Source organism: Streptomyces sp. enrichment culture, from assembly GCF_964272855.1.
GTDB lineage: Bacteria > Actinomycetota > Actinomycetes > Streptomycetales > Streptomycetaceae > Streptomyces.
In genome coordinates this window covers 8,807,972-8,822,124 of the sequence record NZ_OZ186847.1, presented here as the reverse complement: position 1 = coordinate 8,822,124, position 14,153 = coordinate 8,807,972, and the positions used below count along the sequence as shown (strand labels likewise).

At 67.6% G+C, this 14,153-nt stretch carries 10 protein-coding genes and 2 pseudogenes; 6 read left to right on the top strand and 6 right to left on the bottom strand.

All coding sequences use genetic code 11. The features are described from left to right. The first annotated feature begins 16 nt into the window (after window positions 1-16). From ACSU6L_RS39650 to ACSU6L_RS39640, 3 genes are read left to right on the top strand one after another with little or no spacing between them, the layout of a single operon-like run. The gene (locus ACSU6L_RS39650; RefSeq protein ID WP_437064489.1) at window positions 17-352 is read left to right on the top strand and encodes a hypothetical protein; all 336 of its coding nucleotides are present in this window, start codon (window positions 17-19) and stop codon (window positions 350-352) included. Then, window positions 349-1,002: a hypothetical protein gene (locus ACSU6L_RS39645; protein WP_437064488.1), complete on the top strand. Its 654-nt coding sequence runs from the start codon at window positions 349-351 to the stop codon at window positions 1,000-1,002. Before ACSU6L_RS39650 ends, ACSU6L_RS39645 begins: the two co-directional genes overlap by 4 nt. Next, the gene (locus ACSU6L_RS39640) at window positions 960-1,343 is read left to right on the top strand and encodes a hypothetical protein (RefSeq protein ID WP_437064487.1); all 384 of its coding nucleotides are present in this window, start codon (window positions 960-962) and stop codon (window positions 1,341-1,343) included. Before ACSU6L_RS39645 ends, ACSU6L_RS39640 begins: the two co-directional genes overlap by 43 nt. Window positions 1,344-1,941: 598 nt before the next feature. On the opposite strand, the gene ACSU6L_RS39635 is transcribed toward ACSU6L_RS39640, so the two are convergent. Both ACSU6L_RS39635 and ACSU6L_RS39630 read right to left on the bottom strand, forming a co-directional pair. Further along, on the bottom strand, window positions 1,942-2,733 hold the full coding sequence (locus tag ACSU6L_RS39635; protein ID WP_437065222.1) for a replication-relaxation family protein: 792 nt from the start codon (window positions 2,731-2,733) through the stop codon (window positions 1,942-1,944). Window positions 2,734-3,208: 475 nt separating this feature from the next. After that, window positions 3,209-4,132 carry a hypothetical protein gene (locus ACSU6L_RS39630; protein ID WP_437064486.1) on the bottom strand — a complete coding sequence of 308 codons (924 nt, stop codon included), beginning with the start codon at window positions 4,130-4,132 and terminating at the stop codon, window positions 3,209-3,211. 1,066 nt (window positions 4,133-5,198) lie between these two features. Between ACSU6L_RS39630 and ACSU6L_RS39625 the strand changes: the two genes are divergently transcribed. Further along, the gene (locus ACSU6L_RS39625) at window positions 5,199-8,165 is read left to right on the top strand and encodes a TIR domain-containing protein (protein ID WP_437064485.1); all 2,967 of its coding nucleotides are present in this window, start codon (window positions 5,199-5,201) and stop codon (window positions 8,163-8,165) included. Between the two features lie 929 nt (window positions 8,166-9,094). On the opposite strand, the gene ACSU6L_RS39620 is transcribed toward ACSU6L_RS39625, so the two are convergent. Both ACSU6L_RS39620 and ACSU6L_RS39615 read right to left on the bottom strand, forming a co-directional pair. Beyond that, window positions 9,095-10,042 (bottom strand): IS5 family transposase, encoded by a 948-nt coding sequence (locus ACSU6L_RS39620; protein ID WP_437064484.1) that lies wholly within the window; start codon window positions 10,040-10,042, stop codon window positions 9,095-9,097. A gap of 162 nt (window positions 10,043-10,204) precedes the next feature. After that, window positions 10,205-11,551 carry an FG-GAP and VCBS repeat-containing protein gene (locus tag ACSU6L_RS39615; RefSeq protein ID WP_437064483.1) on the bottom strand — a complete coding sequence of 449 codons (1,347 nt, stop codon included), beginning with the start codon at window positions 11,549-11,551 and terminating at the stop codon, window positions 10,205-10,207. A 323-nt stretch (window positions 11,552-11,874) separates the two neighbouring features. Between ACSU6L_RS39615 and ACSU6L_RS39610 the strand changes: the two genes are divergently transcribed. Beyond that, window positions 11,875-12,686, top strand: a protein-coding gene (locus tag ACSU6L_RS39610; RefSeq protein WP_437064482.1) for an IS5 family transposase whose coding sequence is annotated in 2 segments (ribosomal slippage) — window positions 11,875-12,187 and window positions 12,187-12,686 — 813 coding nt in all. Because the reading frame shifts where the segments join, the coding sequence is not laid out codon by codon here. Between the two features lie 34 nt (window positions 12,687-12,720). On the opposite strand, the pseudogene ACSU6L_RS39605 reads toward ACSU6L_RS39610, so the two are convergent. Then, a pseudogene (locus ACSU6L_RS39605) lies at window positions 12,721-12,888 on the bottom strand (IS5/IS1182 family transposase); the annotation flags it as partial. A 143-nt stretch (window positions 12,889-13,031) separates the two neighbouring features. Here ACSU6L_RS39605 and ACSU6L_RS39600 point away from each other — a divergent pair. After that, window positions 13,032-13,343 carry a hypothetical protein gene (locus ACSU6L_RS39600; protein ID WP_437064481.1) on the top strand — a complete coding sequence of 104 codons (312 nt, stop codon included), beginning with the start codon at window positions 13,032-13,034 and terminating at the stop codon, window positions 13,341-13,343. Between the two features lie 40 nt (window positions 13,344-13,383). On the opposite strand, the pseudogene istB reads toward ACSU6L_RS39600, so the two are convergent. Continuing rightward, window positions 13,384-14,151: pseudogene (istB, locus tag ACSU6L_RS39595) on the bottom strand (IS21-like element helper ATPase IstB). Window positions 14,152-14,153: the final 2 nt, after the last annotated feature.

Below are 14,153 nucleotides of genomic sequence, written 5' to 3'. Positions count from 1 at the left end.
ATTTCAGGGGGGACTTGTGGACGACTTACCGCCGTCACCCGCTCAGGTGCCGCACCGTCTGCTGGCCGACCCCGCCTTCGTTCGGGCCCTGCACGAGCGTGACTTCTCCACCGTCTTCGCCATGGCCCACGGCGCGGGGATCTCCTTCAACCGGATCGCCGAAGCGTGCGCGCTCAAGTCCGAGCGGTCAGCCAGATCGCCCGGGGCGCTGCGGCTGTCACCGCGCTGGCAACTGTCGAGCGAATCTCCGGCGGTCTGCGCATTCCCGGTGCCCTCCTGGGGCTGGCTGCGCAACCCTGGGAGGACACCGCCGCTCTCGGCACGGAGTCCGACCATGGAGATGATCCGATGAAGCGCCGCAATCTGCTGCGTGGCGCGCTCGCCGCCGACCTCACCGCTCCGGCGCTCGCCGCTCTTACCGCCGCCCGGACCGACGTCGACCAGGCCCTCTCCTCCGACACTCCCCAGGATCTCGCCGACCTGGAGGCCGCAGCCGAGAGCTACGAATACGGCTACCACGGCCAGCAGCCCACTCGCGTTCTTGCCGACCTGGTCTCGGACTTCGCCGACCTGCGTTCGCTGCTCACCGTCCCGCAGCCCGCCCCGGTACGGGCCAGGCTGTGCCGTACTGCCGGGCAGATGGCCAGCATAACCGCCATCATCTTACACGACCTGGGCAGCCGCCGGGAGTCCCGCGCCTGGTTCGCCACGGCCGCCCGGGCAGCCGCCGAATCCGGCGACGACCAGTTGCACGCATGGGTCCTCGCCCGGGAGGCGATGGTCCCGCTCAACTACGGCGCCCCGAAAGCGGCGGTCGGCCTTGCCGAACGGGCCCGTCACGTCGCCAGGCACCGGCCGACCGCCGCGGCAACGCGGCAGCCGCAGTCGCCGCCCGCGCCTACGCCCTCAACCACCAGGGCGAGCAGGCCCGCGCCGCGCTCGGGGCCGCCGACGCCCTCATGGACCGGCTCCCCGAGAACGAGCGGTCGGACACGTGGCTGACGTACGGCGAACAGAAGCACCACGTCCACCTCAGCCACGCCTTCACCACGCTCGGAGACACCCGCCTCGCCCACGTCAGCCAAGAGCGCGCCTTGGAGCTGTCCGCGCCGACCAGCACCATGACGCGCACCCTGCTGAACGTCGACGCGGCGGCGTGCTCCCATCACGACGGCGACACCGAGCAGGCGTGCCGCCGTACGGTCGCCGCCCTGACCGCGCTGCCCAGCGACTACCGCACCGGCCTGGTCCGCCGCCGCGCCCTGGACCTGTACGACGCGATCCCCGCTCAGCACCACCACGAGCACGCCGTACGCGACTTGCGGGACGCCCTGGCTGCCTGACCCGTGGGCGGTCGCGGCACTCCCTTGGCGAGGGACACCGAGTACACAGGCGGCAGTTCATTGCCTATCTGCGATCAGTCACCGCCCGGGGCGGAACCTCCCAGCCCTCGGGAGTCGGATGCTGGGAAGGGACGACTGTGGTCGTGGCCGCCAGGACGTTGTCGTCTTGGTCGTACTGAATGGCCTGGTAGACCACGACTGGAAGCATGGCGTACCTGGGCAAGCCGAGGGCTTCGAGTTCGTCCGCAGACGCGCCACGTGCTGTGATCTGTCGTTCGACGCGCGTGCATCCGGGAATCACTGGTGCCGGGGAGCGCTCTCCTCCGCTGCTGACGGCGGGATTGATGCGGGGCTCCTGTGCGGTCACCGGGGTCTCCCGGGCTAAGGGCATGGCGGGCGATCCGAGCGTACGCGCGGACACCAACATCCCGGCCCGGTTTGGACAGCAGGAAGGCCCGGGCGCCGGGCGTGTTCGACCCTGACCGGCCTGCCCGGCGACTACCGCACCGGCCTAGCCCGCCGCCGCGCACAGAACGACGCTCCCCCACGGCTGTTGCGGGAGGGAGCGTCGTCGTCTCCGGCGGGCCTGCTCCGCACCTCAACGGCCTACGGGCTCCGGGTAGCGCCGGCGGCGCCGGTCCGGGTCGTCGACGCCGATCTCGTACCAGGGCTCGCCTCGCTGGAGCCGGGGCAGGGTGTTCACCCAGACCGCGATGGCGATGCCGTGCACGTTGTCGGCGAGCGCCTGGAGGCGGTTGTCGAGCAGGTGCTCCTCCTTGCCCGCCAGGACGACGTGCAGCCGCGGGAAGGTCTGGGAGCGGGTGTAGCGGTGGCGCTGCCAGAACGGGAACGTGCGGCCGTTGGTGCCGCGGGCGCCTTCCCAGACGCGGTGCCCGGCGTAGCGCTCGTAGTCCCAGACCTCCTTGGCGAGGCGGGCCTGGGACATGGTGCCGTTGTCGAGCTCGAAGAGGCGCACCTCGCTGGTCTTGGTCGGCAGGGCGAGGACGGCGTCGGTGTTGAAGCTGAGGCCGGTCTCTTTGATGGCGTGGTTGACCTCCACCTGCCAGTCGGTCAGGTGCTTGCGGCCGCCGTAGGCGAGGATCATGTCCGTCACCGCGACGCCGTGCGGACCGAACCCGGCGCGAACGGCCTTCGCTCCGGTGCCGGCCTTCGGTCGGGGAGGCAGCTCGTTGCCGTCAGCCAGAGCCTTCTGTCCCGCCGGGGTCAGGTTCCAGATCTGGTGCTTGCCGTCCTTGCCGTTCGTCTCCGCCAGCCCGAGCTCCGCCAGCTTGTTCATCGCCCTGCGCACGTACGACCGGCCGTCGGCGTCCTCCTTCGTGATCACCTGAGCCAGCTGCCGGACCGTGGCTATCCGCACGCACCCCAGCATCCGCAGCGCATCGGCCCGCACCTTCCTGGCCGTGGGGGTGGACTTCTTCCCCTTCGTCGACGTCTCAGGGGAAGGGAGAGAGGTGTCAACGTGTCGGGAGGCCCCTTGTCGGGCGGTGTGAGCTGCAGTGATGGGCACGACGTTGGAATCGTTCGCGGCACCGTTCACGGCACTGGATTCCTGGCCGCCCGGAGGCCGCTCAGCACCCCTTGAACAGGTCGGGCGCGGCGCCGGTTCGGGCTGCCGGGCGCTGCTGGTGTACGTCATGACAAGGCTCCTCACACAGGTGGCGCGGGGGTCCGGACGGAACCCGCGGTCACCTGCTAGAGGTGTCGTGAAAGTCGACGGTGTGACGCTCCACTGAGTGCCGTTACCGAGCCGTGATCATCAGGCAGGCGCGGCTGTCCAGTGACACCAAACCGGGACACGTTGCCGCTGAAGTTGGACCAACTGCTCGCTGACCGGTCTCGGGCCGTCAGCGCGCCAGTCTGAGGCGTGCCGTCTCTGCGGCATGGGAGGCTGCTTCGATCAACCCGAGTTCGCCGGAGAGCGTTCCCACGAAAGCGTCGACCGCCTCGATCGCGCGGCCCTCCATGGTGTCGGGCTCAGCGAAGTACGCCGCGAACTCTCCGGCGCCGATGGTCGCCATGGCGGGCCGACGAGCCTGGTAATCCGCCCACTCTGGCCGAAAGGCGGCGCGCACCCGGTCGAGCTCTTGCTCGTCGATCTCCTCGTGCCGAAGGCGGCGGATCGTCTGCTCTCTGGCCTTCCACATCGCGATGTGGTGCTGGACGGGGACGGGCCCGAACGGGCCGGCCAGGGCTCGTTCGATCCTCGGCATTCCGGGCTGGACTGGCCAGGGTGAGTACAACTCCGTGAGGACCGCGGTCAGTCTGTCGGTGTCGATTCGGCCCGTCCGCTCGCCTTCCTCGAGGACGAGCTGGGCGGCGCGCCGTTGCTTGAAGGTGGCTGATGGGTGGGCGAGTTGCTCAACGATGGCACGGACGTTCTCGCGGCGCCGGACGGCGGTCGTCTGGCCAGTAGCGCGCGCGTGGGTACGCCAGGCCCGGCGCGCCTGCGGGGTGAGCACGATCGTGTCGTCGATCAGCCACAGGTACAGCACGACACGGATCAGCGACCGTTGCGGGATGCGCCCCAGCGGGGAACGCTCTCGAGCTTCGAGAAGTCTGGTGAACAACTCACGTTGCTCCGGGGGGAAGACTCGCGGATCGCTGCCGTGCGCGCTGGTCTTGCGCGGCTCAGGGTTGGCGAGCATCCCGTCCTCGACCCAAGAGGTCACCATCCTGGGACTGGCTTTCATCACACCCAGAGCGTGTGCGTCGGCTACCAGATCGGCCGAAGTCCCTTCGACCCACGTGGTGGCCCGATTCCCGTTCATGGCGCCGAACTTACATCGAGATTCGAGCCTCGGGAGCTGCATTCAGCGCACGTCAGCCATAAGGCTTGGGGCCAGCAGAAACGGCGCCCCGCACCGTATCCCTGCCAGGAACACGCGGTGCGGGGGCAGCCGACTCATCCCCTGATCGGAGACCGTCATGTCCCACCGTACGCACCGCCCGGTCCCGAAGCGGCGACGTGCCCGCCGCCCTCTAGTCCAAGGCCTCGGACAGGCGGCGTTCTACGCCGCTTCCGCCACGTTGGTCGGCGGGCTGGTCCGCGAGCTGCTCCACCTGATCCACACGTCCGTCTCTTCGTGCTGACCTGGGCGCCGGGGAGATGCCGCGTCCTGCCGCGCGCGGCATCTCCCCGGCGCCGGCTACGGGTAGAGGGGCGCATCGGGGACCAACGACAACGCGGCGAGGCGCGGTGCCAACGAAGAATCTGATGCGCGTCAAATGTGCGGTGCGGGGCTCTCAACGCTGGGGCACGACAAGCTGCGATGGGCTCCAACTGCGGCCAGTCACTGCTGCTTGCTGCTGACGCTTTGCCCAGAGCACCCTGGCTCTCAAGCAGCGATTGCCAAACGGCAGGCCACCCCAGTCACGTGCGTACGGCGCGCAGTGCTCTGGTGATTACGCCGTAATCACCAGAGCACTGTGTCTGAGGCTCACCGGTCCTCCGGTCCGCATAGGGAAGGGCGCGCCAATTCATCCGAGCTGTCATGTGATGGTCCATACCTACGAGTCGCTTCGCCTCTTCTTGCCGTGCCGGCTGCGCATAGGGCCCCGGCTGACACTGATCCTGTGGAGCACAGGCCCCTCGCCGCATGTGCAGGCGCCACTTCGCCGAGCGGGCCCGTGAGTCTGGCCTCTGTCTTTCGGACTGCACGTACTGGCTGTTCGCTGACTAGTCCCAAGCGTTAGCAGCGTTCGGCCTGAGCTGAGTGAGCTGGCAGCTGAGCCACGCCATGGTGATTCCAGTGCGAGATGACGAGCCTGTGCAGGACGATGTACAGGAAGTGGGCCGCTAGGGCACCTCGGGGAAACGGTGGAGGGGGAGGTGGGATGACCGATGCTTCGGACTTGATCTTCGTCCACCATGCCGGAGAGCCGGACGACCAGTGGGCGGAGTGGGTTGCGTGGCAACTTGAGGAGGCTGGTTACCGAGTCGAGCTGCGGCTGTGGCACTGGCGAGCTGGTGACGACTTCGTCGTGAAGATGAATGCGGTGTTGGAACGGTGCTCTGCGGTGGTTGCCGTCCTTTCGCCGCACTACTTCGAGCCTGGGCGGAACAGCGAGGCTGTCTGGGCTGCTGTGGTCGGGCGCCTCGGCCGGTTGATCCCGGTGGCCGTCCGCCCGCTTGAGAAGCATCACCTGCCAGCAGTCTTGTCCTCTCGCCTGGTTGTGCAACTTCACGATCTGGATGAGCCTGCCGCGGTGAAGGCGCTGACCCAGGCGGTCCGTGGCTCCGGACGGCCGCAATCACCGCCACCGTTCCCGTCGAAGGGCACACGGCCGCAGCCTCGTTTCCCCGCGGAACCCTCTGCAGTAGCAGTCTCTCTCGACAGGTACGCCGGGCTCGTGGAAGTTGAGCAGGCCAGAGCCGAGTTCATCGAGACGTCCGCTTCCAGCGGCGGCTTCGCGGTCACCGGCCACTCGCCAAGGCACACAGACGCGGCAGACGTGGATGCCGGTGACCGCGCCATCCGTTACGTCGCACAAATCGGTTACCAGCCAGGCCAGAGAGCTATCGGGGCGGACAGCGGCTGGCCAGAGGCCTCTTCAAGGATCCAGTCCCAAACTTGGGCGGCAGAGCCCGTGGGACGCCCCGTTAGAAGCGTCGATCCGTACCACCTGGAGGTGCATCCATCGATCGCAGTGCAGGGTGCTGAGGGACTGCCCGCATACGTGCAGCGTCCGCACGACAAACGGCTACGGGCCATCGTCGCGAGGGCTGTCGAGGGGCGAAGCCAGTTCGTCATGCTCGTCGGGACGTCGTCGTCGGGCAAAACCCGCACCTGCTATGAAGCTCTGCAGGCACTGCCAGATGACTGGCGCTTGTGGCATCCATTTGATCCCGACCGGCCCCGAGCTGCGCTGGCTCAGCTCGAGCGTGTGGGTCCCAAGACAGTGGTCTGGCTAAACGAGGCGCACCACTACCTGCTTCACCTCGAGCACAGTGAGGCCATCGCTGCAGGGCTTCGCACGCTACTCAGCGATGATCGGCGCGCGCCGGTCCTTGTTCTGGGCACCATCTGGCCCGGTCCCGGATACTTCGACGAACTACGCAGCGCCCCGCCGCAACAAGCATCCCTCCGCGCTGGGGTACCTGAACCGCCAGCCAGTCAGCGCGATCCGTTCTCGCAGGCCCGCCTACTGGTGGCCGGCCACGACCTGCACGTGCCCACCTCGTTCTCGGCTGCAGAGGTGGAACAGCTGCGGCAGTCGAGCGATCCACGGCTCGTTGACGCAGCTCAATCCGCACGCGACGGCATGGTCACCCAGTACCTGGCAGCCGCATTCGAACTGGTCGCGATCTACAACCAGGCGCCACCAGAGCACAGAGCACTTCTCGATGCTGCAGTCGACGCCAGGCTCCTTGGGCATCCCCTGCGCCTATCCCTCCCTTTTCTACTCGAAGCGGCAGAGGCATACCTGACCGACACCGAGTGGGACTTGCTCCCTGACAACTGGCACACATCTGCCCTCGCCCAACTGGCAGCCCCCATTAAAGGAGTGCACGGCCCGCTCTATGTGGAGAAGCGCCCCCGAGGCACGTTCTCGGGCAAGAAGGAGCCGACACACGAGCCTGCCTACCGCGTAGCCGACTTCCTAGTCGACCACCTGCGTGCCCAACGACGCGCGCAACCGATTCCTGCACTGTTCTGGGAAGCGGCAGCGCGCCACTGTGCTGGGCAAGGAGCGCAAAACCTGGCCGTGGCGGCCGCATCTCGAGGGCTGAAGCAGATTGCCTGCCTGCTGTGGTCGCAAGCTGGTGAGTTCGGCGAGGTTGGACGGCAACTCGTTGAGGCGGGACGCCTCGACGAGGCTCTGCCCTGGTTCGAACAGGCCCACGCGTCAGGTGACGCTGGGTCTGCCCGCTCGGCAGCGGAGGAGCTCGTGGTGGTGGGCCGGGGCGATGAAGCCGCCGCCTGGTGTGAACGTCTGCCTGGCGTGACGACCGCTGCGGCAGCGCGATGGACGGCAGACGCCATGGCCAAGGCAGGCCGCATCGAACATGCCCTGCTCTGGTTCGAGCAAGCGGCGGCCGCCGGCGACGACAGCGCTTGCCTGGCTGCCGCAGAGGCACTAGCGGACAGTGGACGCCGCACCGAGGCGATGCCCTGGTTTCACCGCGCCGCCGCAGCTGCAGACACCGATATCGCAGACGTTGCAACCGAGTGGCTGTCACTGCTCACTCCACAGCGCGGCGGTCACGAGCCCGCAACACTAGGTGAAGAGGCAGACGATGTCCTCGACTACGACGGCCCGGACTGGGCTGCAGAGAAAGAAGCAGACGCTTCCTACGCCGATCCGCGGGCGCCGAGAACGGAACGTCCGGATGCGGCGTTTGTCGAATCAACCCTGACTCATCACGCGCACGAGCGGACCCCCAAGCTCCTGGGAGAGGTGTCGCAGTGGGCGAAGCAAGCCCTCCGCCGACACCCAACCAGTGCTCTTTTGGCGGCGGCTCAGCGGCTGGCGATGCGAGGGCTGCTGGAGGAGGCGTTGGATGCAGCCGAGCAGGCAGCCGCAGAGGGTGCGCCAGGCGCCCTCTACTGGGCAGCGCAGCAACTTGCTGACAGAGGGCGGTGGAGCGATGCCTACTCGTGGTGCAGGCGAGCTGTGGCTGCTGGCAGCGAAACGGCCGCGCAGCTCGCGATCGTCTGTCTCGAAGAGCTCGGCCGCATTGCGGATGCCCAACAGCTGAACCGCTTTGGATGGACCGCTGAGGGCGGCATCGCACCCTCATGGCACTTGCTTCCCGAAGGTCCGAAGAGAGAGACCTGGACACAAGCTGATGTCAGGTGACGCGGTTCCTCGAGGCCCAGACACCGCCTCCATCTCGCAGTCAAGGAGCGTCGGCTTCTGCGTTGGTGTTGCGGGGCCCTGCCCGCGCAATCTCGACCCGAGGTTCGTCCGCTTCTCGACGTCTATGTCTTCGTAGGCCCCGATACATCTAGCCTGCCTTGGCAAGCCAAGGCAGCAGGAAGGCACGTACGGCCATCCCGCATGGAGCAACCTCATCAGCGTGAGTCGAGGATTGCCTCTCGCTCAAGTAGCCGCAGTGCGAGGCAGCTCGCAGTCCCTCCCGGTGGACTGGTGATTACGTCGTAATCACCAGCTCCTCCTCGCCCCCTGGCGATTACGACGTAATCACTGCCAATCCTGCCGGTTGCACGGAGGGCCAGGGGTGGAGATGCGACTGCTCTAGATGGCTAGGACCAAGCCTGTGCCGGGGGGCTTGCACAACCTCGCATGCATCACCTGACGCATCCGAGCTGACCGGATTCGACGGCAATGCAGGCTTCGCTGCCTATCAACCCTTGAGTGAGCGTTTGTGCGAGGGCAACTAAGGATTTCATCGATCAGCCTCCTCTGCCCCACCGCCGGCCTGCCCTGCATCGGCACCGGAAGCATCGGTTCCAGCACGGCCCACTGATCGTAAGAAAGATCCCCTGGGCCACACCGCGATCATCACGGCGCAGGGCGAGCGATGAAGTCCACCTCTGAAACACGCCTAGGGGGCGTCTCGCCGATCATGCCGGGCTCGCGGCGCCTGGCACCGCACCTCGCCGCGTTGTCGTCACTCTCCCCCACGCTCGAACGAACTCCCGCGGGGGCACCCCCATGGCGCCGCATCGGCTCCCTCCTCCGCCTTGCGATGCACGGCACCAGGCGCCGCTCCCTGATCCGGCGTGATCGACGAGACGCCCCCTAGGGGCTGTTCTGAGTCGGGATCACGGGAGGGCTGGCAGGCTGCGTAACCAGAGGATGGATCCGCGCAGGTGGAGCCCGGCGGCGTAGCTCTCGGGTGTCTTGTCGTAGCGGGTGGCCAGCCCCCGCCACTCCTTGAACTTGTTGATGGCTCGCTCGACGGTGTTGCGATCTTTGTAGAGCGTGGCGTCGTGGCTGACCGGGCGGCCGCCGGAGTGTCCCTTCTTCTTGCGGTTGGCGGCCTGGTCGGCCTTCTCCGGGATCACCGCCTTGATGTTGCGTCTGCGCAGGTGGGCACGGTTGGCGCGGGAGGAGTAAGCCTTGTTGCCAGCCACTGCGTCCGGCCTGGTCCTGGGACGGCCGACCCGGCCGCGGACCTTGATCTTCTTGAGGACGGGGATGAAGCGCGGGCTGTCCGCGGTCTGACCGGGGGTGAGGATGATGGGCAGCGGACGGCAGCGCCGCTCAACGGCGAGGTGGACCTTGCCGGTCAGCCCGCCCCGGGAGCGGCCCAGTTCGGCGGCCCGCAGCCGGGCCCTGCGGCGTCGGCGCACGGCCCGGCGCTGGTCCCGCTCGGGATCCTCCATGTCCGCGGACCCCTCTCCTACGGGGTCGTTTTGCCCCTTTTCCTCCGCCACGGCCTTCTCCAGATCCTCAAGGAGTTCCGGGTCGACCACCATGCCCGCCGCATGGTGATGCGCGCGGACAACCGTCGAGTCCACACTGGCCAGGCTGAGATCGACATCGTCACGGGCCGCTGCCTCAGCGATCACCGCGTCCATGAGGGTCTGGAAGACCGCGTCACGCGCCCACGTCCGGAACCGGTCGTAGATCGTCGACCAGGAGCCGTAGCTGTCCGGCACATCCCGCCAGGGGCTGCCGGTACGGAACCGCCACATCACCGCGTTGAAATAGCTACGCAGGTCAGGGATCGGTCCGAACGCCCCCAGCGGCAAGTGCGGCTCGATCAACTCCCACTCGCCATGGTCAGGTCACCACGAGTCACGCGACCGGCCTACCGCAGCCAGCACCCTCCTGGAGCGGGAATGTGCGGGGAACTGCGCGAGCGGCCACGACGCGGGCGCACTCGTACGAACAAGGCGAACCCCAGGCACCTGGGCGGGAGGCCGGGCCTACTGGAGCATGCCCCAGATGAGTTCGGTGTCGGCGTCGGTCACACCGGTCGTGGTGACGCCGGACGACGTGCCGGGGAAGCGCAGCGAGCCGTTGATGGCGCCGACGTAGAGGTCGGCCTTGCCGTCGCGGTTGGTGTCGCGGAGGCGGACCGGCTCGCCGAAGCAGTCGTTCCATGCGACGTCGCCGGGGACGCCGGCGGTGTTGCGGGCGAGCCACTGGGAGTTGGTGCCGGTGATCCCGCTCGCGCTGCCGCGCAGGACGTGGACGCCGCCCTCGGTCGTCTCCTGGCTGATCTTCTCTCCGTAGACGCCGATCGCGAGGTCCTTGTAGCCGTCGCCGTTGATGTCGGCGGCCGAGACGGAGGAGCCGAACAGGTCGCCGGACTCTGGGGTGCCGGCCACGTTGGTGGTGGCCTGCGTGATACGGACGGCGGTGGCGGGGCCGGTGGAGGAGCCGTACCAGATGGACAGCCGGCCCTGGGAGTTGTTGTACATCTGGCTGCCCGCCGCGAGGTCCCCGTAGCCGTCCTTGTTGAAGTCGGCGATCACCGCCTCGCTGGGGTCGCCGTAGTTCGTGACGAGGCGCAGAGTCTTGCCCGCGCTGAGCGGGGAGCCGCCCTTGATGAACCACGCGTCCGTGCCGAAGTTGTCGGGCTCGTCGGTGATTCCGATGATCACCAGATCGGTCTTGGAGTCCCCGTTCATGTTGCCCGAGACCAGGGACGTGGGCGCGAATCTCGTCGTCTTGTCGTGGCTGGTGACCGAGCCTGCCACACCGGTGCGCGTGATGCTGCGGTAGACGTAGGCCTTGCTCCCGCTGATCGCGGCCAGGTCCTTCTTGCCGTCCCCGTTGAAGTCCCCGGCGGCCAGGTCGCGGCCGAAGCGGGCGTTCGACACCTTGGCGCCGGCGTTGGGGATCGCGGTGCCACCCGAGAGGCCGGTCGCGCTTCCCCACAGGATGACGACGCCGCCCTCGTCCGTGCGCCCGTCGACGTCCTCGCGCGACACCGACACGGCGAGGTCCCCGTATCCGTCGGCGTTGAAGTCGGCGGGCACCCGGACGTCGCCGAACTGGTCCTCCGTCTCGTCGGCGCCGGGGACACCGGGGCTGTCCTGGGTGATCAACTGGGTCTGGGTGCCGGGTCCGGAGGCGGTACCGAAAGTGACCCGGACGCCGCCGCCCTTGCTGTACTGCTCGTAGGTGTAGCTGGCGTAGTCGCGGTAGCCGTCGCCGTTGAAGTCGTCCGCGTACCTGGCCGCCGCCGCGCTGGCGGGAGGTGCCGTGAGGACGGGGGCGAGGGACGCCACGAGGAGTGCCGCGCAGGCTGCGGGGCGAATGCGCATGAAGTGTCTCCAGATTCCGTGCGACCGCTCCTGTGCCGATTGATTTCTCAGGGACAACAAGGAGCGGCTGATGATCAGGAGACAGTCGGACGGGGGAAAAGGTTGCAGGCGGATAGCTACGCGGGTCAGGGATCGGTCCGAACGCCCCCAGCGGCAGGTGCGGCTCGATCAACTCCGCTCGGCATCGGTCAGATCACCATGAGTCACGCGACCGGTCTACCGCAGCCAGCACCCTCCTGGAGCGGGAATGACCGATCCCGTGATCTCAACTCAGAACACTCCCTAGGCAGCGTCTTTCCGATCATCCGATCGTTGGGCTGGCTGTGAGGGATGGGGAGATAACTGACGCCGCGTGGGCGGTCATCGAGCCGTTGCTGCCGCCGGTGGGCCGGGCCCGAGGCAGGTGGCGAGACCACCGCCAGGTCCTCGAAGGCATCGTGTTCAAGTTCCGCACAGGGCTGCCCTGGAGACATCTGCCGGAGCGGTTCGGGCCCTGGCAGACCGTGCACGGACGCTTCGCGCGCTGGGCCGCCGACGGAACCTTCGACAAGCTGCTGGCCGCAGCCCAGGGACGGGCGGAGGTCGACTGGCTGGTCGCGCTGGACTCCACGATCGTGCGGGCCCATCAGCACACCGCGGCCAAAGGGGGCTCGACGAGCGCGGGCTGGGACGCTGCCGCGGCGGGCTGACCAGCAAAGTCCACCTGGCCTGCGACGGGCGGGGCCGGCCGTTGTCCTTCACGGTCACGGCCGGCACCCGCAACGACTGCACCCAGGCCGAAGCGGTCATCGATGCCATCCGTGTCACGCGGCCCGGACCGGGACGGCCCCGCGTCCGCCCGGAGCGGGTGGTGGCCGACAAGGGCTACTCGGCCCGCTCCTTCCGCGCCTACCTGCGCAGACGCGGAATCAAAGCGACCATCCCCGAACGCGTCGACCAGCTCGCGGGCCGACGCCGGCGCCGTGAACGGCCCTGCGGCTTCGACAGAGCCGTCTACCGGCGCCGCAACGTCGTCGAACGCTGCTTCCACCGCCTCAAGCAATGGCGCGGCATCGCCACCCGCTACGACAAACAGCCCGGCCACTACCTCGCCGCCATCACCCTGGCCAGCACACTCATCTGGCTCGATGCATGATCGACAAAACACCCCCTAGGTCGTGTCCGCAGTGTCAGGTGAGCCAGAGGCGTAGGCAGGCGAGGGTGACCATGCCTTGGTAGTGGCGGGCGCGTTTGTCGTAGCGGGTGGCCAGGGCCTTGTTGTGCTTGAGCCGGTTGAAGCAACGCTCGACGACGTTGCGTCGACGGTAGGCCACGCGGTCGAGCCGGCACCTGCTCTCGCTGTCGACGTACGGTCTTGGCTCCCCAGCCACGTACACGTGAACGTCCCCAGTTGTTGGTAGGCGTTCGGCATCGGACCTTGTGAGGTCACAAGATCGTCTCTGCCGTAGGTGGGTTGGCCTGGTCCTGGCAACATGCGTGGGTGCACATATTCAAGGTGGCGGGCTGTATCGGCCTGCTCGTTGCGCTCGTAGGCTGCGGTAGCTCGGAGAGTGATGCAGCCGTCCCGAGCGGGAAGCGTGTGGAGGCGACGGCTCCGATGGACCCGAGTTCGATCACCGTTCTGGTGACCTTCATCGGCGGGCCCGCCGACGGCCGGACTGAGCATCTGCCGCTGTCCCAGGCGACGGGCAAGGTTACCGTCGCGGGAGTGACCTATCAGAGCAACCCTGGCCCGCCGCCGGAAGTGAAGGACACTCCGGAGGGGTTGGCTCAGGTGATGCGGCCCGTCTGAGGCGACGCGGCCTGCGTTCCTGGCTGGGCGATCCTGCTGCTTAAGCCACGTCGTTCTCTCGCTCGATGGCCTTGAGGCGGTTCTTGAGCCGGTAGCTGGGACCGTTGATGGAGATGACCTCGCAGTGGTGGAGGAGGCGGTCGAGGATGGCGGTGGCGAGGACCTCGTCGCCGAACACCTTTCCCCATTCGCTGAAGGTTTTGTTCGAGGTCAGGGTGATCGAGCCCTTCTCGTAGCGCTTCGAGATCACCTGGAAGACCAGGTTCGCTTCGGCGCGTTCGAGGGGCTGGTATCCGACCTCGTCGACGACGAGGACGCTGGGCCGCAGGTAGGTGCCGAGTTTGTTGAGGAGCCGTCCGGCGGCTTCGGCTGCTTTGAGGTTGCGGACCATGTCGTCGAGGCTGGTGAAGTAGATCGATAGCCGGCCCGGCAGGCGGCGACCGCGAGGGCGACGGCGATGTGCGTTTTGCCGACCCCGGGCGGGCCGAGCAGGGCGGCGTTCGCCTTGGCCTCCACGAAGGACAGGGTGGCGAGGTCTGACCTTGCGCGGGTCGAGGTCGGGCTGGAAGGAGAAGTCGTATTCGTCCAGCGTTTTGTGGTGCGGCAGCCGGGAGAGCCGCAGTCCCTGGCGGAAGCGACGGTCGTCGCGGACGGCGAGTTCCTCGGACAGGACCAGGTCGAGGAAGTCGAGGTAGCCCATCTTCGCTTCGTCGGCCCGGCGGATGTACTCGTTGATGGTTTCGGTCAGGTGGGGCAGGCCGAGCTTGCCGGCCGTGCTGCGGATGCGGGTGCTGACCAGCTCGCTCAAGA